This window comes from Veillonella sp. R32, from assembly GCF_010093125.1.
In the GTDB taxonomy this organism is placed as follows: domain Bacteria; phylum Bacillota; class Negativicutes; order Veillonellales; family Veillonellaceae; genus Veillonella_A.
On record NZ_NMZQ01000011.1, the window covers coordinates 59208 to 84873 of the forward strand.

Consider the following 25666-nt stretch of genomic DNA (forward strand, 5'->3'; position numbering starts at 1 on the left):
TTATAAACTAATATGCCGAAGGGTAAATTCTTCTGGCGGAATCAATAACGAAATCATCCGTTTTGCTAACGGCAAATCCTTCGTAAAACAAATATCTAACGTGCCCGCTTGCGTTTGCGGGTTCACCAATTGCTGTGCCGTCAACACATCTTTTACTTCTTGTGCCGTTTCATAAGATGGGTCAATAAATTGCATAGTCGGCCCTGCCAACCCTTGCATCAACTCAGTCAAAAACGGAAAGTGAGTACAGCCGAGTACTACTGTATCCGCACCACTGGCTATGATAGGTGTTAAATAGGCATTGGTGGACGCGTGAATCACTTCATCACGCAAATGACCTTGCTCGATTAAATGGGCTAAATCAGGACAAGCCTGCTCCCATACAGCCACTGACCCATCCAACTCATGGGCTTCTTCTTTATGTTTATGACTTTCTATCGTCGCCTTAGTAGCCATAATAGCAATCGAACGAGCCTGACTCATATCAATAGCGGTCCGCACGCCTTTGCTAACTCCAATTACGGGGAAATCAAAGGTCTCTTGTAGTTCTTCTAAGGCCACCACAGAGAATGTGTTACAAGCAACGACTGCCATTTTAACTGGCACAGTTGCTAAAAAATGACCGATATTCATAGCAATCTGACTTATTTCAGCTTTAGGCCGGTTACCTACCGGATTATTGGCGCTATCACCAACATAAATAAAATCCTCATGAGGAAACATTGTCCGCAAAACAGACAATACTGTCAAGCCACCTACACCAGAATCAAATACGCCGATTGGCAATGTGTTAGCCTCAGCTGGTCCTAGTCTATTCATACGCTTTGTCTCTCCTTCATGGTACGCATCATAGGCTCATAATAAGTGTCACTCAAACGGACTACCTTACCTGTAGCTTTATCAGTAAATACATTTTGCGTTTCACCAGTAGCAATTAACGCCCCATCAGCTTCACGAACAATACGATACGTGAACACACACTGAGCACGCGTAATCTTAGCTACCGTCACTTCTACTGTCAATATATCATCAAAGCGAGCCGGTTCTTTGTATTCACAGGCCACTTTCGTAATTGGGAACACAATTCCGTCATTCATCATATCCCATAAGGTAATGCCACAGGCTCTGAAAAATTCTACACGGCCTAGCTCAAACCATCGTAAGTGATTGGTATGATGTGCTACCGACATCATGTCTGTTTCGTAAAATCGCACCTGCAATGATGTGCTAAACATCTTCTATCTCACCTCGCATTACTATAAAATAACTCACCCTTCATTGTACGCTACCTAAGAAACACTGTCAAACCGTTCATTGTAAGCCACCATGGCCTAAAGCCACGCAATCAGCCTTGGTAATCGGATCGTCCGCCGCTAACCGAGGCAACAGAACATCAAAAGCTGTAGGTTTGCTAAATAACACACCACCAGGTAAGCCTACTAAAGGCGTACCATCAGCCATATAGGCAATGCACACCATGGAACCAGGTAACACAGGTAGCCCATAAGTAACCACTTGCGCCGCACTGCGGGCAATAGCCCCTGGTGTCAAATCATCAGGATCCACACTCATGCCACCGGTACAAAATATAATATCCGCGCCAGCTGATTTAACCGTCTCGATGGCCTTTACAATTTGTTCCGTATCATCCGTCACTATTTCTTGTGCTATAACAGACATACCAAACGGTGCTATTCGTTCTTCAATAATTGGGCGAAACGCATCTTTAATGCGCCCTGTAGCCACCTCCGAACCGGTTGTAACAATCCCTACCTTTTGGCGCACAAAAGGCTTAATTCGCATCAAAGGTACGCCTTGCCAAATCGATCTAGCTTGCTCCAATTGTACCGTATCAAGCCATAAAGGAATACAACGCATACCGGCTACTTTATCGCCTTTTTTCACCGCTTGGTGCGTAAATTTTGTCACAATAGTAAGCTCACCAATACTATTAATCGCCTGCAAACGACTTACATCAATGCTAAGCATACCATCCCAAGCAGCAAAAGCTTCAATTTTGCCCTCCCTAATATCAGAGGCATATAAACTATCATTAGCACATAATTCATACAAACCTAGGGCCACGTCTTCTTCATGTAGTTTATGCTTAAACGCAAGTGCATCACCAGGTTCCTCTATAAAAACATGTTCTTTGCCTAACTTTAACAAAGCCTCTATATCTTCCGTAGCAATGACATGACCACGACGAAAAGGAGTATCCTTTACTTCACCAATGACAATCCGCGCAATATCATGAGCCAATACTTGGCCTACAGCCTCCGCTACAGCAACTCGTTTCATTCCATCCTCCTACCAATCTTGCACAAGAGATAGTTGTTCTTCCGTCATGTACATTCAAAGTATGACTATAAATATGTCTAACATAATATTTAAAACGCACAAAAGCCTCGGCTGCTGCCGAGGCTTTTGTGCTTGAGAAAAAAGAGAGAGAGAACATTTGAATCACATTCAAATGTTTAGGGGCTTTGGGGGGTGCCCCGAGATATGACTCTGTGGTCACATCCTGAAATGATTATAGCAAACTGTAAGAAAAATGTAAACAGGTCTTATGCAAAATTTGCAATTTTTCATGCAAATTGCCACCATTATGTCTATTCAGCACACACTTTTCTTAGAAAGTACTCATTTCTAACTCCATTCTTGCTCCCTCATTTACACAATGAGCCTCTTACAAGCCAAATTTTTTAGCTCGTAAATCTGCATGAGCTTTTTTAAATACAAACGCATTACGAATGTGATTACGCATAGCCTGTTCGGCCGCCTCTGGATCATGCTTGCGAATTGCAGCCATAATGTCCGCATGCTCTTGATTACAAGAATCCGTACGTGCTTGGTCCATAGTACTAATATACATATCACGATTTACCATTTCACGGAACTCGCCTAAATAATCCATAACCCGTTCATTCTGGGAGAAGAAGGAAATCAGTGTATGAAAGCGACTATTAATTTGAACTCGTTCTTCCGCATCTGTAGTAGCCGCGCCCGCATCACAAAGACTTTGCAATTCTTCTATCTGGTCATCTGTGCAAACTTCAGCACAAAGTCGAGCCCCTAAACCTTCCATGACTTCACGACATTGATACATACCAATAATTTCTTCAGGCGTATACCCTTTTACGGTTACCCCTTTCCAAGGCTTAATAACAACTAAATTATCCTTTGCCAACTTACGGAACGCTTCACGCACAGGCGTAGCACTTACATTTAATTGTTCAGCAATTTTTACTTCATTCAATTTCACTTGGGGCTTCAATGCACCTGTTAAAATAGCTTGCTTCAATGTTACATACACTTGCTCACTCAATGGTAAGCGGCCAATCGAGTCAATCGCATTAAGATGATATTCTTCTTGCTTCGCCATAGGGGACCTCAACTTTCAATGATAGTAGGATAACTAACCTTAAGATAAAAGCACTACTAACCTTAGGTATAAAATAAAAGTATATATATCTTACATGTCACTCTTTCTAATGACAGCCAATCTTTAGTATACTATAATATATAGATAATATATAGATAATATATATTATAATTTTATACATTCGTATTAGAAAGCAAACGCTTCATAAACTTATAAAATTCTACAGACTATTTTACTCTAATTATATAAATATTAGATGGAATGCGTCAACTAAAATACACACGGGAGAATATATACATGAGTCGCTGTTTAATTATTATCAATCCCGTTTCGGGTGGAGGTCGTGCAACACAATATGCCATGGAATTACAATGGCAATTAAGCACCCTCTTTGAACATATGGAAGTAAAATTCACTACCAAAGCAGGCGATGCTACTCGCTTTGCTAAAGAAGCTACAGAAAATGGATACCACTCCGTATTTTGCATGGGTGGCGATGGTACCATTAATGAAACAGTTAATGGCATTGCCCAAGGTGGCGGCACCGCTAAATTCGGTTTTGTCCCCGTAGGCACCGTTAACGATATGTCAAGGGCTCTTGATATTCCCTTAGAGCCTCTCGCCGCTATACGTGCTTTAAAATACAGTAAAATACGGCATGTAGATATTGGACGCTGTAATAATCAATACTTTTGTAACAATATTGCAGCCGGTGTCATTCCTAAAGTAGTGGAGGAAGTAACACCTAAAGAAAAACAATTATTAGGCCCACTGGCTTACTTTGTTAAAGGTGGTCAAGCTCTTTTCACAACCAAAGACTATAGTTTTCACATCAAAACAGAAGATCACGATTTCAAAACACGCTCCCCATTAGTAATTGCCTTATTAACTAATGTGGTGTCTAGTTTTGAAAAGTTTATGCCCTTAGCCTCTGTGGATGATGGTTATATGCGCATTATCATCTTCAAAGAATACTTTATCATGGATGTACTTCGCATTTTACCACTTATCTTACGAGGCTCCATTTACACCTCCAAATATGTAACTATTCTAAAAGTTCGCAAAGCTAAGATTTCACTCTTAGATGATATTGAATTACCAACTAACATGGATGGTAACAAAGGACCCCTCATGCCGGTGGATTTAGAAGTATTACCGGGCTTCTTACAGGTCTATGTACCTGATAAAAAGAAAAAATAAACAATCATTAAAATCGAATCTTATTTACCCCTATAACAAAAGGACTATAACTTACAACCTTACGGTGTAAGTTATAGTCCTTTTTAGGTTAGAGACGATTATAGAGGGTTATAGGAATTGTTTACTCTATCTGTTTAGTATCTTAACCACGACCAGGAATCACGCGTACACGTTCAATCGTTGGGTTGCCATCTTTATCTTTAGCTACCACATCAACACGAATACGTTCTAATTCTGGTTCAAATTCGCTGAAGAGTCGATCACTGATTTCCGCGCCTTTTTGCATTTGACGATATACAATCATTGCAAATTCATAGCGAGTCATCATGCGATCACCACTGAAGTTTCCATCTGGATACCCTTCAACCAAACCATTACCAGCTAATACAGCTAATTCTTCATAAGCCCAATGATTCTTAGGAACATCAGGGAATAATTTAGTCTTAGTTGGATCAAGTTTGTTACCAGCGGCTACATCAACAAGAGCACTACGCAATTGTTCCACTTCTTTACGAAGATCTTTCAATTCCTTAGCCATAGCTACGCGGCTAGTGGATACATGATTGCCTTGGCCTAATTTAATACTTACGCCTGCATTAATCATATTTTCACCACCACCAATGCTACCGCCGATGCTGAACATAGTGTCTTCATTAGGACGATAGTAAGCACCAATAGCTGCTGCGTTAGCGCCACGATAGTTACCATAACCAGCTGCGAAATCCTATTTTTCATCAGGATCAAAATCAAGTGGATGTAAGGCTGCAAGAGCCGCTGCCCCAGCACCTACACGATTAATTCGATTACCAAGTTTGTTGATAGAGTTACCTAATCCACTAATAGCTTGATCACGTAAGAATAACTGGCCACCATTTATAGCTTCTTTCGAACCTTCAGCCACTAAGCCATCAGCTACATTAGTAATCTTATTACCAGCTACATCAACAGTATCACGTGTAATCGTTGGACCATTAGAAATGGTTAAGCCATCGCCATTGACTACGGTATTATTCGTCGTATCACCAGTCGTAATGCTTGTTAAACCAGTTAAATCTTTAGCCAATTTAACTTGTAAACCTTTACCATCAGCTACAACGCCAATATTATTGTCGCTAAGTTTAGATGCATCGGTTACGCCACCAGTAACAGCTAAGCTTTCACCTAAGCCTACCGTAGCTGCGCCCGTGTCACCAGCAAATATACGACCACCAGGAATCTTATCATCTACTGCTTTTAATTGATCTTCCGTAGCGGCACGACCAGATACGATGCCTTTTTCAGCTGGATTCCAATCCTTATTGTCAAGGCCGGTAATGAAATTGCCAAATTCGCCTTCATCTTTTACAACCCCAGTATTAGGCGCTGTAGTTTCAACGGTTTGCATACCGATTACAATACTGTTTTTATCACCTACTTTAATGGAACCATTACCGCTGCCGTCAATCTTAACTTGACCTTTATCGCCTACTACAATATTACCTTGGCCAGTGGCATCAATGGTAACTTTACCATTACCATTGGCATCAATATTACCCATTACCACTTTGTCATTAAGGTTAACCGTGTTGTCTTCTTTAACAGTAATGTTCTTACCAGATTTAGCACGAACACCTTCAGCGGCTTCATTGGCAATATTTTCAGCAATATTCTTCACATCGCCAATATTAGCACCATTAGTATCGTTGTCATATACTGGTTTCTTGTTAGCGTCTACACCAGTAGCACCACTACCTACATTAGTAATTTGTTTATCCCCAGCTTTGATGCCATCTTTAGTAATGCTAATGCCAGAGTCTTTGATTGCAATTTCATCAGTCGTTACTTTATTAGTATCTACACCATCTTTATCGATAGTTGTATTACCAGCTGCAATGGATCCATCTTGACCAAGTTTAATGTCCTTGTTAAGACTTACTTCAAGAGCGCCATCTTTAATGGTTGTTGTAATGTTAGATTTACCTGTACCTTCAGTAGCGCCTCCTTTAATAGCAATTGTCTTGCCAAGATCTTGTTTTACTTCCAAGCCATTTTGGTCAGCTAAGCCGAAACCGCCAGTTGCATTTTCTCCAGTACCTTTAGTAATGGAGTCAGCTACATCTTGCAATTGACCTTCTGTAGCGGCACGATCTCTTACAATACCTTTTTCGTTTGGTTTCCATTCAGTGTTACCTAAGCCAGTGACAAAGCTCCCTGTTTCTTCAGCAAGTTTTGTACCATCAGCTTTTTCAGGTGTTACTGCTTGGTTACCAATGTGGATATTACCAAATTCTGCACTGTTAAGACCTTTTAAGTCTTTTGCTAAACGAAGAGATAATTTAGCGGTGCTGCCAGCTTCACTATGTTCTTCTTCAGCAACTACACCGATATTGCCAATAGTTTCATCGGTCAATAAGGATTCCTCAGTTACGCCACCTTTTAAGGATACAATGCTATTTAACCCTACTGCAGCTTCACCAACATCACCATGATAATCGGTCCCATCAGATAAGTATGCTACATAGTCAGTACCGCCATTGCCACCTACGGATAAACGTGTATGATTAGCATCGCGATTACCAACGCCTAATTCATCATCTTTAGTTGCTTGAACAACAGTTACATCAATTGGAGCACGGTCTCCATTAGTAGCATCACGGAAAGTAATGGAGCGATCTTCACCATTAATGATTACTCCGCCACCATCTTTACCAGCAATGGTAATCTTACCATTATCTTTGCCATAGCCACCAAGTTGTACATTATTAGCTAATTGAACTTTTAATTGGCCATTTACATTATTAACGCCAATATTATTATCGCTCAAGGTACCAGTAGCACCACCAACAATGTCTAATTGTTCGTTTAACTTCTTATTGAGTACTTTAGCATTATCAGCTTTGCCATCATCACCAGCATATTTCATGCCATCATCAAGAGTGGCCACTTCATGAGGTTTACCGGCCTTATCTTCATAAACGATGCGAGTTAAGCCATCTTTGCCTGGCGTACCATCAACACCTGGTTGACCTTCAATTACATGAATGTCTGCATACGTGCTTTCCCCATCTTTACCAGGAGCGCCAGTTAAACCGATGTGACCTTCAGAGCCGTCTTTACCATCTTTACCGTTTTGAGCAAAAATCGTTACGCCGTCTTTACCATCAGCACCTTTAACGCTAATGCCGTCTTTGCCATCAATGCCTACGCCAGATTTTCCATCTGCACCGTTAACACCGATTGTACCATCAACGCCATCTTTACCGTCTTTACCAGGGCCACCAATGGATAAGTCATTAGTTAAACCAACTGTAATTGTACCTGTTGTTGGATCTGCTACAGTGGCAATGTTTTGGCCATCACCAGCGATTTGTAATGTTTCGCCAAGGTCACGATGTACTTCTGTACCTTGATCATCAGAGAAGTTTAAGCCTTTAGTTGTTAAATTATTAGTAATCTCAGTCTTAGCACCATCAACCTTTTGGTCTGCAATATTCTTAACGTCGCCAATATTAGCACCATTAGTATTTACTGCATCGGAATAAACCTGCTTACCATTTTCATCTGTCACGTAAGAACCATCTGCATTCTTATCGCCACCACTAGCAAGGTCAGTAATTTGTTTATTTCCTGCATTGATACCATCAGCAGTTACTGATGGGCCATTGTTAATAGTTAAGCCATTATCGGTAAGAGATGTAGAGCTGTTAGGGCCTGTTACAGTCACACCACCAGTTGTTACTTTAGTATTTGTATCAGTGCCACCTACGGTTACACCATCATTATTCATAACAGTATCACCAGTAGTTACAGAACCATCTTCACCAAGGTTAATATCTTTAGCCAATTTAACGGTCAATTTACCATTGTCGCCATCTTGACTTGCTACGATACCAATGTTTGGACCATCAGCTAATTGAGCTACATCTGTTTGACCACCAACAAGATTAACTGTTTTGTTCAATTTAACAGCTGCACGGCCAGTGTCACCAGTGTAAACCATGCCATCATCAAGGGTGGCTACTTCATGAGTTGTGCCGCCTTTGTCTTCGTAAACAATGCGAGTTAAGCCATCTTTACCATCAACACCATTAACGCCTGGTTGACCTTCAATTACATGAATGTCTGCATACGTGTTTTCCCCATCTTTGCCAGGAGCACCAGTTAAACCGATGTGACCTTCAGAGCCGTCTTTACCATCTTTGCCGTTTTGAGCAAAAATCGTTACGCCGTCTTTGCCATCAGCACCTTTAACGCTAATGCCGTCTTTGCCATCAATGCCTACGCCAGATTTACCATCTGCACCATTAACACCGATTGTACCATCAACGCCATCTTTACCGTCTTTACCCGGGCCACCAATGGATAAGTCATTAGTTAAACCAACTGTAATTTTACCGGTTGTTGGATCTGCTACAGTGGCAATATTTTGACCATCACCAGCGATTTGTAAGGTTTCACCAAGGTCGCGATGTACTTCTGTACCTTGATCGTCGGAGAAGTTTAAGCCTTTAGTTGTTACATCAGATGTAACACTATCAACCGCTTCTTTTACTTGACCTTCAGTAGCTGCACGGTCTGGAACGATGCCATTTTCAGCAGGATTCCAAGTTGTATTTTCAAGACCTGTTACAAAATTACCAGATTCAGGTTTACCTTCTGTAGTTGTACCATCTTCACCAACAATAACTGGAGTTACGTCTTGGTTACCAATTACGATGCCAGTACCAGGTGCACCATCTTTGCCATCTTGACCATTTACAACGATTTGATCAGCGCCGATAGTCGTTTTGCTATTAGTATCGTCTGCACCAGCTTCACCTGGAGTAGTTCTACTGATTGTTACACCATCATTATTTACAACAGTATCACCTGTAGTTACAGAGCCATCTTTACCAAGATTGATGTTTTTAGCGAGTTGAAGTTCCAACTTACCATTTTCACCATCTTGACTAGCTACAACACCAATATTCTTACCTGTAGCCAATTTAGATGCATCTGTTTCGCCACCAGCAATGTTTACAGTCTTGTTCAATTTAACAGCAGCACGGCCAGTGTCACCAGTGTAAAGCATGCCGTCATCAAGAGTTGCTACTTCACGATTATCTACAACAATACGCGTAATGCCATCTTTACCATCTACGCCTGGTTGACCATCAATACCTTTAATAGTAATTGTTTTGCCAGGTTCGCCGTCTTTACCAGCAGGGCCAGTTAAACCAATAGAACCATCTTTACCATTAAGAACTACGCTAGAACCATCGGCCCCTTTAGCACCGATAGAACCATCTTTACCTGGCTGGCCATCCTTACCTGGTTGGCCTACCATAATATCGTCTTTTAAGGAAATGGTAATTTTGCCATTATCTGGATCAGTGCTTGTCGCAATATTCTGTTGGTCACCACCAATAGCTAAGGTTTCACCAAGATTACGATGAACTTTATCACCAGAATCAGCGGAGAAGTTTAAGCCCTTAGTTGTTACATCAGATGTAACACCATCAACCGCTTCTTTTACTTGACCTTCAGTAGCTGCACGGTCTGGAACGATGCCATTTTCAGCAGGATTCCAAGTTGTATTTTCAAGACCTGTTACAAAGTTACCAGATTCAGGTTTACCTGCTGTAGTTGTACCATCTTCACCAATAATAACTGGAGTTACGTCTTGGTTACCGATTACGATACCAGTACCAGGTACACCATCTTTGCCATCTTGACCATTTACAACGATTTGATCAGCGCCGATAGTTGTTTTGCTATTAGTATCGTCTGCACCAGCTTCACCTGGAGTAGTTCTACTGATTGTTACACCGTCGTTATTCACAACAGTATCACCTGTAGTTACAGAGCCATCTGCACCAAGATTGATGTTTTTAGCAAGTTGAAGTTCCAACTTAGCATTTTCACCATCTTGCTTAGCTACAACACCAATATTATTGCCTGTAGCCAATTTAGATGCATCTGTTTCACCGCCAGCAATATTTACAGTCTTGTTCAATTTAACAGCTGCACGGCCAGTGTCACCAGTGTAAACCATGCCGTCATCGAGTGTTGCTACTTCACGGTTATCTACAACAATACGAGTAATGCCATCTTTACCATCTACGCCTGGTTGACCATCAATACCTTTAATAGTAATGGTTTTACCTGGTTCGCCATCTTTACCAGCAGGGCCAGTTAAACCAATAGAACCGTCTTTACCATTAAGAACTACGCTAGAACCATCGGCCCCTTTAGCACCGATAGAACCATCTTTACCTGGTTGGCCATCCTTACCTGGCTGACCTACCATAATATCGTCTTTTAAGGAAATGGTAATTTTGCCATTATCTGGATCAGTGCTTGTCGTAATATTCTGTTGGTCACCACCAATAGCTAAGGTTTGACCAAGATTACGATGAACTTCATCACCAGAATCAGCGGAGAAGTTTAAGCCTTTATTAACCACTTCTTCGTTCGCTGTATTAGTAATGTTCTTCACGTCGCCAATATTAGCTGCGTTGGTATCTGTATTGTATGTTTTATTGCCTTTTGCATCTACGCCATCAGAACCACTGGCTACCTTAGTAATTTGTTTTTCTCCAGCGTTAATACCTATATTAGTTACAGATGGACCATTAGTAATAGTTAATCCATTATTATTAAGTACTGTATCGCCTGTAGTTACAGAGCCATCTTTACCAAGGTTGATGTCTTTTGCTAGTTGAAGTTCTAACTTACCATTTTCACCATCTTGTTTAGCTACAACACCAATATTCTTACCTGTAGCCAATTTAGATGCATCTGTTTCACCACCAGCAATATTTACAGTTTTATTTAACTTAACAGCAGCACGGCCTGTATCACCAGTGTAAACCATGCCATCATCAAGAGTTGCTACTTCACGGTTATCTACAACAATACGAGTGATGCCATCTTTACCATCTACGCCTGGTTGACCATCAATACCTTTAATAGTAATTGTTTTGCCTGGTTCGCCGTCTTTACCAGCAGGGCCAGTTAAACCAATAGAACCATCTTTACCATTAAGAACTACACTAGAACCATCTGCACCTTTAGCACCGATAGAACCATCTTTACCTGGTTGGCCATCCTTACCTGGCTGACCTACCATAATATCGTCTTTTAAGGAAATGGTAATTTTGCCATTATCTGGATCAGTGCTTGTCGTAATATTCTGTTGGTCACCACCAATAGCTAAGGTTTGACCAAGATTACGATGAACTTCATCACCAGAATCAGCGGAGAAGTTTAAGCCTTTATTAACCACTTCTTCGTTCGCTGTATTAGTAATGTTCTTCACGTCACCAATGTTAGCTGCGTTAGTGTCATTACCATATACTGGTTTATTATTTTCATCTGTACCTGTAGCACCACTTGCTACATTAGTAATTTGCTGGTCTCCAGCTTTAATACCTGAATTAGTTACAGATGGACCATTAGTAATAGTTAAGCCGTTATTATTAAGTACTGTATCGCCTGTAGTTACAGAGCCATCTTTACCAAGATTGATGTCTTTTGCTAGTTGAAGTTCTAACTTACCATTTTCACCATCTTGTTTAGCTACAACACCAATATTATTGCCTGTAGCCAATTTAGATGCATCTGTTTCACCACCTGCAATATTTACAGTCTTGTTCAATTTAACAGCTGCACGGCCAGTATCACCAGTATAAACCATGCCGTCATCGAGGGTTGCAACTTCACGGTTATCTACAACAATACGAGTAATGCCATCTTTACCATCTACGCCTGGTTGACCGTCAATACCTTTAATAGTAATTGTTTTACCTGGTTCGCCGTCTTTACCAGCAGGGCCAGTTAAGCCGATGGAACCGTCTTTACCATTAATGGTTACGCCAGACTTGCCATCTGCACCTTTAACGCCAATAGCACCGTCTTTACCATCTTTACCGTCTGCACCAGCAGGGCCACCAATAGTAAGGTCATTAGTTAAACCAACTGTAATTTTACCAGTTGTTGGATCTGCCACAGTGGCAATATTCTTGCCATCGCCAGCAATTTGTAAGGTTTCGCCAAGGTTGCGATGCACTTCTGTACCTTTATCATCAGAGAAGTTCAAGCCTTTAGCCGTTAAATTATTAGTGATTTCAGTTTTAGCGCCGTCAATCTTTTGGTCCGCAATAGATTTCACGTCGCCAATGTTAGCTGCGTTAGTATCGCTACCATACACTGGCTTATTGTTTTCATCTTTACCAGTAGCACCACTTGCTAAGTTTTGAATTTGAGTACCATTGGTACCTTCAAGAGTGACTTTGTCTTTATTAACTGTGTTGCCGTTCAAATCATATTTAACTGTACGGTCACTTAAGTTTTCTAAATCAGTAGCTGATGCTACATCGTCAATTACAACATCTTGCTTAGTATTAGCTACATCATTAGGGTCCTGAACAGTTAAGGTTACCTTATTATCTGTTACTTTATATGCGCCATCAGTGGCATTAGGATTTTTAACTAAACGAACGTCACCTTTGCTGGCTACTTGATTACCAAGTGCATCAGTTACAGCCTTCAATTGATCTTCTGTAGCCGCACGGCCAGATACATACGATGGATTTTTCACATCCCAAGATGTATTGCTTAAACCAGTTACATAGCTACCAGTTGGAGCTTGTGATTGGCTGCCGTTCGAATTGATTACTGTACCACTCTGGTTACCTATTACAGCCGAACCAGCCGTTACCGTATTCAAGCCCTTTAAGTCTTTTGCCAATTTAATGGTTAAGCCTGCATTATTGCCTGTACCGGAAGCAACAACACCGATATTAGGACCATCTACTAATTGAGTTGTATCATTTTGACCGCCAACAACATTTAACGTTTGACCTAAATCGCGATGAACTGTACCAGTATTACCAGCAAAATTCATGCCTTTTGCAGTCAAGTTATTGATAACTTCAGTTTTAGCACCTTCAGTAATATTCTTCACATCACCGATATTAGCAGCATTTGTCAATATATTATACGTTGGCTGTCCATTGGCAGTACCATCGGAACCACTGGCCAATTTAGTAATTTGATCATTGCCCATATCAATGCCAGATGTAGAAATTGTTGGGCCATTAGTAATCGTCAATCCACCATCAGTTAATGTTGTAGATTGAGAGCCATTAGCAACCTTTACCCCACTATTATTAACAACTGTATTGCCAGTTGTTAAAGAACCATTAGAGCCTAGATTAACATCCTTTACTAAATCAATTTGAATTTTCGTAGGATCGCTAGTTAACGACGTTTTAATATTTTTAGTCGTAGTAGCAGTACCCGTAGCACCACCAGCAATATTTAAAGTCTGAGTTGCTAAGTTTACTTTACCTTTGCCGGTATTACTAGCCGTTTTCACATCAGCTGTAGTATTTAATGTAACGGCCTTTAATTGAGCTACGTTCACAGCATCCGTATCATTCGTACCAGCTGCTACATTCACAATTTGACGTGTTGCACTATCATTGCCTACAGACACAGCTGCATACGTGCTATTCCAAGTTCTATCAGTTAATGTGCTTTGTGCATTTGTAGACGGATCATAACCTTTTTTACCATTCGTTACATTAGCTATAGAACGATCCCCTAGCGCTACACCACCTGCAACAGTCGCACTAGCATCTGAACCAATAACAACCGCTTTAGAAGCATTACCAGTAGCAGTCGCTTGGCGTCCTATTGCTATAGAATCTGAAAGTGCGTCACCAACTGTCGCTTGTCTACCAATGGCAATAGCATTATCTGCGCCACCCCCTGTAGAGGAAGTAGAACCAATGGCAATACTATATGTGCCTTTTGTTACCGCATTAATGGCAATACTATCACGTTGTTCTGTTGTAGCGCCCACACCGATTGCTGTAGACCGCTGATCATTTGCATTAGCCCCTTGTCCAATAGCTAATGTATTGCCACTTAATGCCTTTGCTTTATCACCAATAGCTACCGATGAAACGCCTGTTACTTCTGCTTCAGCACCGATGGCAACAGAATTTTACGTAGCCACTCTATTTTTATAACCAATAGCTACATTTTTAAATACTTGTCCTTTATTTGCTACATTCTGCCCTTCAATAACATTCCCTGTACCAATTACTGTATTGAAAACATTGGTATCCTTGTTGATGTTATTGATATCTTTGGTATATCCATTAACAGTGTTACCTAAACCTACAACAACCGAATTCAAGGCAGTCACTGTAGTATCGGTTTTAACACCATTTTCTGTGTACGAGCCACCTACTACTACAGAATCATCTGCTTTTTCCCCCACAGTAATATCGTCACCAACAACAATAGAGTTCTCTGAAGCTGCATTAGCATTTGCACCAATCAATAAATTATTATTTGGATCTCGAGTCATAACCGTAGATGCAGCCAACACACTACCCGTTAATAAGCTTGCTACAAAAAAGGTGGCAAATGTGGCACGTACCACACCTAGATGAGAACTAGCTGCTTTGCCTTCACGTTTAGCAAATTCTGAAGCTACTACGTAACAACCTTTTGTTTTACTCCAAATAACTTTATAGATCTTATTCATTATACCTACTCCTATCCTACGACCCAATCTTAGATACAACCATAATCTCTAGCCTATTTAGTTATTAAAAACCCCCTAAAACTAAAATACACAACACAATATACAAAACTCACATTCTACAACCATAAATTTTAGATATTAGTTAATTTACTATCAAAACTTTATAAAAGATTAATAATTTAAGGCCAAAATTCTCGAATTAGCCCTATATAAAAACATGGTTATTTCATGAAAGTTCTATTATCATTTTTATTGTACTACCAGAATTCATAAAAATCAATACCATTGTAGTTATATTTCATTTAAACATATAATTAGTACACTAAACACCAAAGCAAAACCCGCATAAACGTTGAATCAATAGGCAATAACACATCATCTTCAGAGTTTGATTTTGCAATTTTTTAAGTAAGATTCCATCAGTTATTTTTACGATAAATCGAATGTTTTAAATGAAAACGTTTAACAAACTGTTTAATGTATGCGGACAACTACCTGAAACTCAATATCAACTCACAATAACTTCATATAAGTTATATTCCAAAAATACGATAACTTATCTATAATAATACGTCATTAATATTACCAATATATTCACACTAATTAGCTAGTTATTTTACAAATCCAACATCATATATATCCTTGTATTATCTATATATTCCCTATTCTTATCTTAACTAAATTAATCAACTTTAGTTGCATTCTTAAAAGACAAATGTATATTAAATTCATAGATTAGTACGCTTTTTCATTTCATCACAATTAATAATAACAACATTCAACAAATAAATGAGTATTTAATTACTATCTCCTCTTAAACGACAAAAAAAAGCTGGCGACCTTACATCGCCAGCTTTACGCATTACTACTTTATGTTATTTTACCATCCATACATGAGGACAGCCTTCTTCATCAAATTCAGCCCCCTCAGCAGTATAGCCCAAAGATTCATAAAACCCTTTTGCTCTCACTTGAGCCGCTAATTTATTTTTTAAACCACCCATAACTCGAATAAAATCTTCAGCGGCTAATAAAAGTTTAGAGCCCAATTGTTGCCCTCTATAATCTTTATTAACAGCTACACGTCCTATAATAAACACTGGTGAATTTTCCGTTTCACGGAAAAACCGACAAGTACAAACAGGCTTGCCATCCACAAAACCTACCAAATGAGCAGCTTCTGCATCAATAGCATCAAACTCATCTTCAAAGCCTTGTTCCTCTACAAATACAGCTTGACGAATCGCCCGTGCCGTTTCAGGCAATTCCGAATAAATTTCAACTGACCAAGACATCTATAGCCACTCCTTTTATTTCTCTCTTATATTACACAATAAAAAGTAATTCAGTCCTAGTCATTATACCATATACTACAATAGCGCATATATTATTTATTCCGAATCATCGAAGGAATTATACCAATGATGCAAAATGCCATAAACACCAATAATGCATATTGAATATTAGGTAATAAAGTCGCTGGGTCCATACTACTAGTAGCAGCATTCGTTGTACGAGATAAAATTGAAGCTACAATGGCCATACTAAGCACTTGTCCTAACAAACGAACGGTACTAATCACAGAGCTGGCCATTCCAAAATAAGCCGGTGGCACAGAGCTCATAATAGCATTATTATTAGGCGCAGAAAACATCGAAAAGCCTATCCCTACAACAACTAAACCGAGCACAATAAGTAACATAGAACCCATATTCATAGATCGCCATACAACTAATAAGCCCACTGCGATAACGCCCATACCCGACGATGCTAATATAGCTGAACCATAACGATCCGATAAGGCTCCCATAGCGGGCGACAATAAAGCCATAACAATGGATTGCACTAACAAAAACCAACCAGCAGTTTCCGAATCATAGCCCATAATCATCTGCAAATATAAAGATAGCAAAAATCCTACAGCAAACGTAGCACTATAATTTAACATAGCCGCTAAGCTAGAAAAGGAAAAGGTCTTATTTTCCAAGAAAATCCGCACTGGCAACAATGGTTTAGGCACCTTAGCTTCATGTACTGCAAATAAAACAGTAAATACAATACCTACAGCCAACAAATATTTACCCCACCAGGTTGTTACAATTTCAGACAAACCATAAAGACCAGCAATAAGCGATGCGGCATACAAAAAGATACTGACACTTCCTAAATGACCTTGCTCACGGTTAATCCAATCTTCTTTCATAAACAGAATCGTCATAATTGACGCAATGGCCCCTAAGGCACCAATAAAATAAAAAATGCTTTGCCAGCCAAAGCGATAATTTAAAAAGCCCCCAATAACAGGCCCAATCGCTAAACCAATGTAAACCACGGAGACCACCATCCCCATAGCCCATCCCCTACGTTCAGGAGGATATACGAGCGCTACTATAGCCGTACCAGTAGAAAAGAGCATAGCCGATGCAATGCCTTGAATACAACGAAGGACCATTAGCCACTGAATCGTTATAACAAAATACACCAAAAGGGAACTGATAGAAAATAACACCGTTCCCATAAAAAACACTTTTTTCTTACCAATACGATTTCCCAACTGTCCCATAGGCACCGTAAAAATAGCACAAGTCATCAAAAAGATTTCCACTACCCAACTCAATTCTGACGTTCCCACTTGAAATGCACGCCCAATATCTGGCATCGACAAATTAAGTGAGCTCCCGCAAAAAGGTGTCAAAAAAGAGGCAATCATAAGGGTAATTAGTATTTTAGTATTTTTTTCTATTTGCAAACTAAGACCTCCTACACAGGTATTTACCGCTTCCGTTTACTTCATAAATGAATGATATACATTTATTACAAGTATAACGTATATAGTTACCTTACACTAAAGTTATTTTTCTAAATATTAGACATAGTAAAACCGCTATCTTATATACACACTTGTGAATAAGATAACGGTTTTACATTTAGCAGCAGGTACAAACTGGCATAGAGTCAAGCTCTACATTTTCTTTATTACCATCTACAACAACAGTCAATTTACTTGTATACGGATTTAACATTAATCCATGAATTTTAACATCTTCCGGAATCAACGGGTTCTGACGAAGTTGTGCCACCGCTTTCACTACATTCTGTTCCGAATGACAGAAATGATTAGCCCAGCGTTCCATTTCACAACGAATCATCGTAATCGCTTCGGCTGAAATACCGCGCTCAATCATGCGTTTAGATAATTCATCAGGGCAGGTTTTCTCCATACCGCAGTCTTCATGACCAACAATAAAAATCTCTTTAGCTCCTAATTCGTAAATACTGACAATTAAGCTACGCACAACATCACTAAATACATCCGTAATGCAATTACCAGCTACACGAATTACATTGGCATCACCGCGATCAATCCCCATAGTCCGTTCTAATAAATCCACTAGACGGGTATCCATACATGTTAAAATCGCAATGTGGCGTTGCGGTGCCTTATTAGCAGGCATGCCTCCTTCGCCATATTCTTTTACAATATCAGCCACATAGGCTTCGTTTGCTTTTAAAATTTCATCTAACAGTGTCATACTAAAACCTCCTGAAACTGCCTATTTCAAGCTTTATTATAGTACACTTTCAAAAGGATTGGCAATTTCTATTTCACACGTTACAATAGAGTTAATAAACTATCTAAATCATCACTTACATCATCTAGGAGGTTACTATGAAAAAACTACTCGCTCTCGCCTTTGCCTTCTGTTGTTTCACCATTACCACCCAAGGCCAAGTCATAGAAAAGACACAAACAGATACAAATTTAACATTACAGTATCCCCTAATTTATGTAGCTAACGAACAAGCCCAAGAATCGATGAACCAATTAATTGCCTCTTATGTAGGGCGCATGCAAAACATGTACTACCAAGAAAAAATGTATCAAGTCGCCATGCGTTATGAAGTCACCTACGAAGACGAAGATGTATTATCTTTATGGGTAGAACAAGGCTGGTATAACGATCAAGCAGCCCACGGTTATTATACCCAACAAGGCCTGGTATTTAACAAGCATACTGGAGAGCGCATCCCTGCCTACAATTATGTAAAACTAGCCAGCAATCAGCAATTAAAAGAATTTGTAGGGTCCTCACTACTACCTGTTTATAGTCAAAATTTTAAAAATCGCCTCTTACCTAATCAGTTATTTGGCTTACCTGATATAGAAATACATAATGATAATTATATTCTCTTAGGCAATGGAGCCATCGCTATGCTGTATCAACCTTATGAGTTATCTGCCTATGCCTATGGTGTAGCGCGAGTTCTCTTTATGCCAGATAAGATTGAGTATATTAATCGTCTAAATTCGTAAAGATTACCCTATTTACAAAACTTTCTAAACTTGATAAAATGAACAAGTACTAGAAATTGCGGCCGTAGTTCATCGGTAGAACGACGGCTTCCCAAGCCGTAGAGGTGGGTTCGACTCCCATCGGCCGCTCCATAAATTCAAAACAAGCTAACTATTAACTCTACAGCAGCTGATAATTAACTAAAACTATGAAAGCCATAGCGCAAGCGCGCTATGGCTTCTTTTTATTGATTCTATAATTTATTTTGAGGCGCTAAAGAGAAACGCAAATTACGTGTCCTCTTGGCGCCTACTTTTTTATGTCGCTCTTCTATTTCTCTTTTACTTCGCTACTCGCCGTCTTGTCCACTGTTTTCGTTTACGCTGTAATAAAGCATATTTACTACGATATACAATATTTTTAAGTACAATAGCGATCATAATAAAAATAGCACCTATATATTCCTGTGTACCTAACACTTCATGTAAGAAAACATATGCCAATACAGCAGCGAACACCGGTTCCATAGAGTAAATTAGCCCTATTTTAGATGGTGAAATATAACGTTGTGCTATCATTTGCATTAAGAAACAAAAAGCGCTACACACAACAGCTAACACCAATACAGCGCCCCATTGTTCCTTAGTTTGCGGTAAACGAAGTGTTTCAAAAACTAAAGAACTCAAGGTACTTAAAACAGCAATAGCACCAAATTGAATCATACTAATTAGAATGCCATCTTTACCTTTAGCTATATTACCTAAAATGATGATATAACTAGCATACCCTAAGGTTCCCCATAGGCAATATAATGCGCCTACATCCAAGGAAAACCCCTCTTTAATAGTAAATAGGATTAAACCGAAAAAGGCTAACCCAATACTCAAGATGGTTAATTTAGGTGGCCACTTTTTACGCCACAAGCCTTCAATAATAGGCACCAATACGACAGTAGTAGTCCCTAAAAAAGCCGCCGCCGATGCAGTTGTTAATTTAACCCCTGTGACCGTACCAAATAAAGAAATCCACACCAAAGCGCCTAGACCAACACCTTTACAAAATATAGGCCAAGTACACTTCTTAAACAATTTAAAAAATACAATGCCTACGCATATGAACGCAATGCCAAAACGCAAGGCAATCAGATTAAACGGCTCCACCCCACCAAGCGCAATCTTCATTAACAAGTACGACGAACTCCACGCAAATGTTACAAATAACATTAACCCTTCAGCTTGTTTAACCGACATGTTAATCGTATCCTCCCATACATAACGAATTACATACTTGCCCTAGTATATACCCACTATACCATAAAGTAAATAGGTAATTTATTAAGTTCTGAAAAGTTTTTAACATAATATAAAAAGTAAAAAACAGTCTGAATTAGCTTACCTATTTAGGGCTTTCAGACTGTTTTTATACATACAACGATTAGTGCGCCGAAGCTACACTATGATCTGGCACAAATTCACCTTTTTCATTGCGAATTTCCATTTCTTCTTTCTGCGCTTTTAAAGCAGGATCATTCGGTGTACCAATCAAACGACCATATAAGAAGTGATAACAAATAAAGGCTACAATCGCAATGGCGGCAGTCAACAAGAACATGTTAGTAAAACCAATAAGTTCTTTAACGCCCCCCAATACATAAGGTCCAAATCCTAAGCCAATATCAAGTGCAATAAAGTACGTAGAAGTAGCAATCCCAATACGATGGAATGGTACCATTTTAACAACTACTGCTTGTCCATTTGACATATAGGTGCCATAACCAAGGCCTACAAATAAAGCAGACAATAAAATCATCCAACTTGCATCAGCAAAAGCTAATAATAAAATCCCAATGGCCAAGGAAATAAAACAAGGATACAACACATAGTTTTCACCTTTACGGTCAAATATAAGGCCTAAAGATGGACGAGTCAATGTAATAATTACTGCATACACCACAAAGAACCAAGTCCCCGCTTGCACCATATTAATTTCACGAGTATAAGACGCCATAAATCCTAAAATGCCCGAATAAGCAAAACCAACTAATATTGAAATTAAAGTAATCGAATTAACTCGTGGTTCTAAATAATCAGAAATACGACGACCCGATTCTTCTTTAATTAAAGCTTCGCTAAGTTTAGGTTCTTCATATTTCATCAAGAACGCGCCGATGACACAAAGTATAACCAAGCAAACACAGAGGGCAATAATCATATCAAAATTAGTAATTGACAACAAGAAAATCCCCAAGAAAGGCCCAATCGCAGCGGCCAAACTAGTACTCAAGCCATAATAGTTAATCCCTTCACCACGACGCGACTTTGGAATAACACTTGCTACAATCGTACTGGTAGCCGTAGACGTAATCCCATAGGCAAAGCCATTTATAAAACGGATCGTATCTAATACAACTAAATTAGGAATATAAAAATACAAAATAGTGGAAATCAAATAAATTCCAAGGCCTACATATAATACTTTACGGCCCCCCAAAGTACTTACAAAGCGGCCTGCAAATATACGGGCCACTACCGTACCTATAATATAAATTCCTACAGCTAGCCCCGCTTGACTTGAAGTAGCGTGTAACGAATCTTTAGCCACCACAGCAATGATAACAATCAACAAATAATAAATTAAAAATACCAATAAATTAATGACCGTATCTAACACAAACGGCAAAGTCCATAGCTTTTCTTTTCCAGCCTCCATAGCGCTTAGCATCTCCTTATATAAATGATTAATAACCTTGCTACAGTGGCTTATTATATCTTTATAAACTTTTTCTGTAAAATTGCAAAAGTTGAATTTAAATATTAATTTTTATGATATATTGATTTTTACGACATTTAAATAACGTTATAACTTACTTATATACGGCATTATTCATAATTTATATGCAAACCAAAGCTCAATAAAAACCTATTAAACAATAGTGATAAAGTCCTTTTATAAATAAAAAGAGTGGCAACAGCAAGAAGCTACTGTTACCACTTTAATTAATTGTAAAGTTGTCACTTTCGTATTTAAAACGATATAGACTAGCCAATACAAACTAAACGCTATGCTAAAGGCTATGCGTCCTATAAAATAGACCAATAAATATCTTCGATTTCAGCCTGCGATACGTCGCGAGGATTACCTGGCGTGCATGCAATTATACATAAATTCTTGGTACGCGTTCTGAAAAATCACAGAAGATTTCATACGGTATAGTTCCCACCAAGGTAGCAATTTCAAGAACCGTAATACTTTCATCGCCCTGCGTACCAATCAATACTACTTCATCACCAGGATGTACAGGCACACCTTCTGGCATAGCTACCATTAATTGATCCATGCACACACGGCCCACAATGGGACAACGATGTCCATGAATTAATACAGCCCCTCGATTAGACAAACTACGTGGATAACCATCAGCATAGCCTACGGGAATGGTCGCTACTGTAGTCAACCGATTAGTTGTATAGGTGCCACCATAACCAATCCGTTCACCCGCTTTTAAATGTTGTACATGAACCACTTTGCTATGCAAACTTAGAGCCGGACGTAACCCTAAGCGATTAGGCACATCCAAGGAAGGCATAATTCCATATTGAATAATACCTGGCCTTGCATCCGTAAACAAGCTATCTTTTACAGCTAATAAACCGGCACTATTGGCCATAGAAAAGCGGAAGGGTTCTGAGCGATGGGCCCGAATCATTTCCACCATATGACGGAATAATTCGGTCTGTTTATGAGCGCTTGTTTTATCGGCGGCATCAGCACTTGCCATATGGGAAAAGAATCCATCTACCCGCAGATGTGGATATGACTCTACTTCTTGCATAAAATCAAGGGCTCTGTCAGGATGTACACCAATTCGATGCATACCTGTATCTACAGCAATACAGCATTCAATAATCGTTTCATGACGCGCTGCACATGCTTCTAAGGCTTCTAAATCAGTCGATTCACATATAGCAGGCCGCGAATTGCCTTCTACGATTAAGTCAAAAGATTGTGGCAATGTAATGCCTAACAAATAGATAGGTACTGTTATGCCCGCAGCACGCAAAGGCAAGGCTTCTTCTGGAAACGCTACGGCTAAAGATTCATAGCCTTCTTCAACGGCAATACGGCCAACCATGACGCTCCCATGGCCATAACCATTCGCTTTAATAACCGCTGTACTCGTACTCCATTCTGGCAAACTATCTTTAATACGGCGCAAGTTTTCACGAATAATGGCCGTATCTATTTCTAAGTGAGTGGGTCTCATAAGTCACCTCAATTAAAATTACTACCCTTTATTGTATACCTCAAGGTAACTCTTTTCAAGCATAATCAAAAGAAGCCCTCTAAAAGATATGTTATACTCACTCATAATAGTCTGCACTCACTCATAATAGTCTGCACTCACCCATAATAATCTGCACTCACTCATGATATACCACACGTACTAATAATAAACAGCGCCCACTCCTAATGCAATTTACGCACTAAATAAACTGCTCCATGTACGCCTTATAAATCGCTTGTGCTTCTTCAATAGTAACAATTTCAAAGTGAATGATTTCACCCGGTCCCATTTGCGCCAAAATAGGTAAGTCCGGCGTAATTACGGTAGCCACTTTGGTATAGCCACCGGTAGTTTGCCGTTCAGCCATTAAAATAATAGGTTGACCATCAGCAGGCACTTGAATGGAGCCAAATACAGCCCCATCAGAAATAATATCCGCCCCGCTTATATGGGTTAAAGCCTGACCGGCTAAACGATACCCCATCCGATCAGAGGCGGGGGTAATTTCATACCCTTCAGCAGTTAATGTAGTAAAACTATCTTCCGTAAATCGATCAGCCTGAGGGCCTAATACAATACGAACAGCCTGTTTCGTACGCCGCACCATAGGGGGTTCATAAGTAGCGGGTACGGTGTAGTTTGGCAACGCCCACCGATTCAAATGGGTTGCTTGTAATCGTTCATCGCCAAGCACCAACACATCACCGGCTTGCAAGCGGCGACCCCCATAACCACCCAATTTTGATTTCACATGAGTGGCCACACTATCATTAATAATAGGTACCTGCAAACCACCACGCACGGAAATATACATGCGCAACCCGCTAGTAGCAAATTGGCAAGCCACCACATCACCCGTTTGCAACCGCAAGGCTTCATTCATAGGCGCCGGTATATCATTAATAGTAGGATGCATCAAAGCGCCTGTAAATGCCACTACACAAGGTTCTTGCACGGTAAAAGTAGGGCCCATAACAGTGCATTCTAAAGCCCCAACCTGTAGTGGGTTGCCTACTAAGCGTTGCCCTAATTCATAACTTTCTAAATCCATAGCCCCCGCTACGGGCATGCCATACTGTTGATAGCCTCGTCGGCCCCCATCTTGAATAGTGGTTAAGAAGCCCGCTTGCTCAATCTGCCATAAAGCAATAGGCAACACTCCGCTATGGGGATTGCCAATTAAATGATATGCATGAGCGGCTCCATTAATAAATGTATCGTTATCTTTGGCCATGGAGTTCACTCTCCTTACAATAAAATGAAGTCACTTCATAAGTAGCCCCCTGCTGTTGGATAGCCTTATAGTCTGCTTCTGAAACAGGTACATACCGCACATAATCACCAGCCTGTAATAAAGTAGGCTCCGCCCGGCTACCATCATATAAACACACCGGAGTTCGACCAATAATTTGCCAGCCCCCTGGCGAATCAGAAGGATACATGCCTGTTTGTGAGCCAGCAATCCCGACTGAACCGGCCGGGATCAACGTTCGTGGCGTAGTTAACCGAGGCGTAGCCAGCCGCTCATCCATGCCCCCTAAGTAGGTAAAACCAGGCATAAAACCTAACATATACACTAAATAATCCGTGCCACTGTGTAACGAAATTACTTCTGTTTCGCTTAAGCCTGCATGGCTACAAACAAAGTCCATATCTAGACCATATTCACCGCCATACACAGTAGGTATTTCTACTACCCGCACCTTGGCGTCACCATCTTCACCACTCACAGTGCTAGCCGCATCAGCAATCGTTTCACATATAGTCCTATAATCCATAACCAACGGATTATAAATAACTAAAATAGAACTGTAAGTAGGTACCATTTCTTCAATAACCGTGCCTACATACGGTTGCAAAGCTACTAAGGCGTGCCGAATCCGCCGATTCACAGCTGGCTGAATCGTATCACCAAAGATAGCAGTTACCGCTTTATCTCCTACCGGAGCAAATCGCAACGCTGTTGCCTCAGACGTCAT

At 40.0% G+C, this 25666-nt stretch carries 17 protein-coding genes, 1 tRNA gene and 2 pseudogenes; 3 read left to right on the forward strand and 17 right to left on the reverse strand.

Annotated features, from left to right (window positions below):
* From murI to VER_RS03160, 4 genes are all read right to left on the reverse strand, one after another.
* Positions 1 to 819, reverse strand: coding sequence for a glutamate racemase (gene murI, locus VER_RS03145; RefSeq protein ID WP_162099429.1), 819 nt, complete (start codon positions 817 to 819; stop codon positions 1 to 3).
* Positions 816 to 1235 (reverse strand): thioesterase family protein, encoded by a 420-nt coding sequence (locus tag VER_RS03150; protein WP_162099430.1) that lies wholly within the window; start codon positions 1233 to 1235, stop codon positions 816 to 818. Before VER_RS03150 ends, murI begins: the two co-directional genes overlap by 4 nt.
* A gap of 76 nt (positions 1236 to 1311) precedes the next feature.
* The gene (locus VER_RS03155) at positions 1312 to 2301 is read right to left on the reverse strand and encodes a molybdopterin-binding protein (RefSeq protein ID WP_162099431.1); all 990 of its coding nucleotides are present in this window, start codon (positions 2299 to 2301) and stop codon (positions 1312 to 1314) included.
* Positions 2302 to 2689: 388 nt separating this feature from the next.
* On the reverse strand, positions 2690 to 3385 hold the full coding sequence (locus tag VER_RS03160; RefSeq protein ID WP_162099432.1) for a GntR family transcriptional regulator: 696 nt from the start codon (positions 3383 to 3385) through the stop codon (positions 2690 to 2692).
* 297 nt (positions 3386 to 3682) lie between these two features.
* Here VER_RS03160 and VER_RS03165 point away from each other — a divergent pair, with 297 nt between their 5' ends.
* The gene (locus VER_RS03165; protein WP_162099433.1) at positions 3683 to 4585 is read left to right on the forward strand and encodes a diacylglycerol kinase family protein; all 903 of its coding nucleotides are present in this window, start codon (positions 3683 to 3685) and stop codon (positions 4583 to 4585) included.
* A 142-nt stretch (positions 4586 to 4727) separates the two neighbouring features.
* On the opposite strand, the gene VER_RS03170 is transcribed toward VER_RS03165, so the two are convergent.
* The 8 genes and pseudogenes from VER_RS03170 to VER_RS03195 form a co-directional block, all read right to left on the reverse strand.
* Positions 4728 to 5189: an S-layer homology domain-containing protein gene (locus tag VER_RS03170; RefSeq protein WP_370456465.1), complete on the reverse strand. Its 462-nt coding sequence runs from the start codon at positions 5187 to 5189 to the stop codon at positions 4728 to 4730.
* Positions 5175 to 5294 (reverse strand): annotated as a pseudogene (locus tag VER_RS10440) (YadA-like family protein); the annotation flags it as partial. The pseudogene VER_RS10440 and the gene VER_RS03170, both read right to left, overlap by 15 nt.
* Positions 5295 to 5309: 15 nt before the next feature.
* A complete protein-coding gene (locus VER_RS03175) occupies positions 5310 to 13613 on the reverse strand; it encodes a hypothetical protein (protein WP_370456466.1) in 8304 nt (2767 codons plus the stop codon).
* Positions 13614 to 13907: 294 nt separating this feature from the next.
* Positions 13908 to 14552, reverse strand: a pseudogene (locus VER_RS10515) (hypothetical protein); the annotation flags it as partial.
* 6 nt (positions 14553 to 14558) lie between these two features.
* Positions 14559 to 15107, reverse strand: a complete 549-nt coding sequence (locus VER_RS03180; protein ID WP_162099434.1) for an ESPR domain-containing protein — start codon at positions 15105 to 15107, stop codon at positions 14559 to 14561.
* A gap of 875 nt (positions 15108 to 15982) precedes the next feature.
* Positions 15983 to 16402, reverse strand: a complete 420-nt coding sequence (locus VER_RS03185; RefSeq protein ID WP_162099435.1) for a GNAT family N-acetyltransferase — start codon at positions 16400 to 16402, stop codon at positions 15983 to 15985.
* A 92-nt stretch (positions 16403 to 16494) separates the two neighbouring features.
* Complete coding sequence (locus tag VER_RS03190) at positions 16495 to 17817, reverse strand: MFS transporter (RefSeq protein ID WP_162099511.1); 1323 nt, start codon at positions 17815 to 17817, stop codon at positions 16495 to 16497.
* Positions 17818 to 18034: 217 nt separating this feature from the next.
* Entirely contained in the window at positions 18035 to 18640 is a 606-nt protein-coding gene (locus tag VER_RS03195) for a carbonic anhydrase (protein WP_162099436.1), read from the reverse strand.
* 137 nt (positions 18641 to 18777) lie between these two features.
* Between VER_RS03195 and VER_RS03200 the strand changes: the two genes are divergently transcribed.
* On the forward strand, positions 18778 to 19422 hold the full coding sequence (locus tag VER_RS03200) for a hypothetical protein (protein WP_162099437.1): 645 nt from the start codon (positions 18778 to 18780) through the stop codon (positions 19420 to 19422).
* 58 nt (positions 19423 to 19480) lie between these two features.
* Positions 19481 to 19554 (forward strand) — tRNA-Gly (locus tag VER_RS03205).
* A gap of 189 nt (positions 19555 to 19743) precedes the next feature.
* Here VER_RS03205 and VER_RS03210 read toward each other — a convergent pair.
* The 5 genes from VER_RS03210 to pxpB all read right to left on the reverse strand — a co-directional run bounded on the left by VER_RS03210 (position 19744) and on the right by pxpB (position 25666).
* Positions 19744 to 20652 carry a DMT family transporter gene (locus VER_RS03210; RefSeq protein ID WP_162099438.1) on the reverse strand — a complete coding sequence of 303 codons (909 nt, stop codon included), beginning with the start codon at positions 20650 to 20652 and terminating at the stop codon, positions 19744 to 19746.
* Positions 20653 to 20836: 184 nt separating this feature from the next.
* Complete coding sequence (locus VER_RS03215) at positions 20837 to 22111, reverse strand: MFS transporter (protein ID WP_162099439.1); 1275 nt, start codon at positions 22109 to 22111, stop codon at positions 20837 to 20839.
* Between the two features lie 445 nt (positions 22112 to 22556).
* The gene (alr, locus tag VER_RS03220) at positions 22557 to 23666 is read right to left on the reverse strand and encodes an alanine racemase (RefSeq protein ID WP_162099440.1); all 1110 of its coding nucleotides are present in this window, start codon (positions 23664 to 23666) and stop codon (positions 22557 to 22559) included.
* Positions 23667 to 23886: 220 nt separating this feature from the next.
* Positions 23887 to 24921, reverse strand: coding sequence for a biotin-dependent carboxyltransferase family protein (locus VER_RS03225; protein WP_162099441.1), 1035 nt, complete (start codon positions 24919 to 24921; stop codon positions 23887 to 23889).
* On the reverse strand, positions 24908 to 25666 hold the full coding sequence (gene pxpB, locus VER_RS03230) for a 5-oxoprolinase subunit PxpB (RefSeq protein ID WP_162099442.1): 759 nt from the start codon (positions 25664 to 25666) through the stop codon (positions 24908 to 24910). Before pxpB ends, VER_RS03225 begins: the two co-directional genes overlap by 14 nt.

Bases quoted from the DNA above. Each gene is read 5' to 3' on its own strand.
- murI (WP_162099429.1), bottom strand. From the start codon at position 819: ATGAATAGACTAGGACCAGCTGAGGCTAACACATTGCCAATCGGCGTA.
- VER_RS03150 (WP_162099430.1), bottom strand. From the start codon at position 1,235: ATGTTTAGCACATCATTGCAGGTGCGATTTTACGAAACAGACATGATG.
- VER_RS03155 (WP_162099431.1), bottom strand. From the start codon at position 2,301: ATGAAACGAGTTGCTGTAGCGGAGGCTGTAGGCCAAGTATTGGCTCAT.
- VER_RS03160 (WP_162099432.1), bottom strand. From the start codon at position 3,385: ATGGCGAAGCAAGAAGAATATCATCTTAATGCGATTGACTCGATTGGC.
- VER_RS03165 (WP_162099433.1), top strand. From the start codon at position 3,683: ATGAGTCGCTGTTTAATTATTATCAATCCCGTTTCGGGTGGAGGTCGT.
- VER_RS03170 (WP_370456465.1), bottom strand. From the start codon at position 5,189: ATGATTAATGCAGGCGTAAGTATTAAATTAGGCCAAGGCAATCATGTA.
- VER_RS03175 (WP_370456466.1), bottom strand. From the start codon at position 13,613: ATGGGCAATGATCAAATTACTAAATTGGCCAGTGGTTCCGATGGTACT.
- VER_RS03180 (WP_162099434.1), bottom strand. From the start codon at position 15,107: ATGAATAAGATCTATAAAGTTATTTGGAGTAAAACAAAAGGTTGTTAC.
- VER_RS03185 (WP_162099435.1), bottom strand. From the start codon at position 16,402: ATGTCTTGGTCAGTTGAAATTTATTCGGAATTGCCTGAAACGGCACGG.
- VER_RS03190 (WP_162099511.1), bottom strand. From the start codon at position 17,817: ATGATTGCCTCTTTTTTGACACCTTTTTGCGGGAGCTCACTTAATTTG.
- VER_RS03195 (WP_162099436.1), bottom strand. From the start codon at position 18,640: ATGACACTGTTAGATGAAATTTTAAAAGCAAACGAAGCCTATGTGGCT.
- VER_RS03200 (WP_162099437.1), top strand. From the start codon at position 18,778: ATGAAAAAACTACTCGCTCTCGCCTTTGCCTTCTGTTGTTTCACCATT.
- VER_RS03210 (WP_162099438.1), bottom strand. From the start codon at position 20,652: ATGTCGGTTAAACAAGCTGAAGGGTTAATGTTATTTGTAACATTTGCG.
- VER_RS03215 (WP_162099439.1), bottom strand. From the start codon at position 22,111: ATGGAGGCTGGAAAAGAAAAGCTATGGACTTTGCCGTTTGTGTTAGAT.
- alr (WP_162099440.1), bottom strand. From the start codon at position 23,666: ATGAGACCCACTCACTTAGAAATAGATACGGCCATTATTCGTGAAAAC.
- VER_RS03225 (WP_162099441.1), bottom strand. From the start codon at position 24,921: ATGGCCAAAGATAACGATACATTTATTAATGGAGCCGCTCATGCATAT.
- pxpB (WP_162099442.1), bottom strand. From the start codon at position 25,666: ATGACGTCTGAGGCAACAGCGTTGCGATTTGCTCCGGTAGGAGATAAA.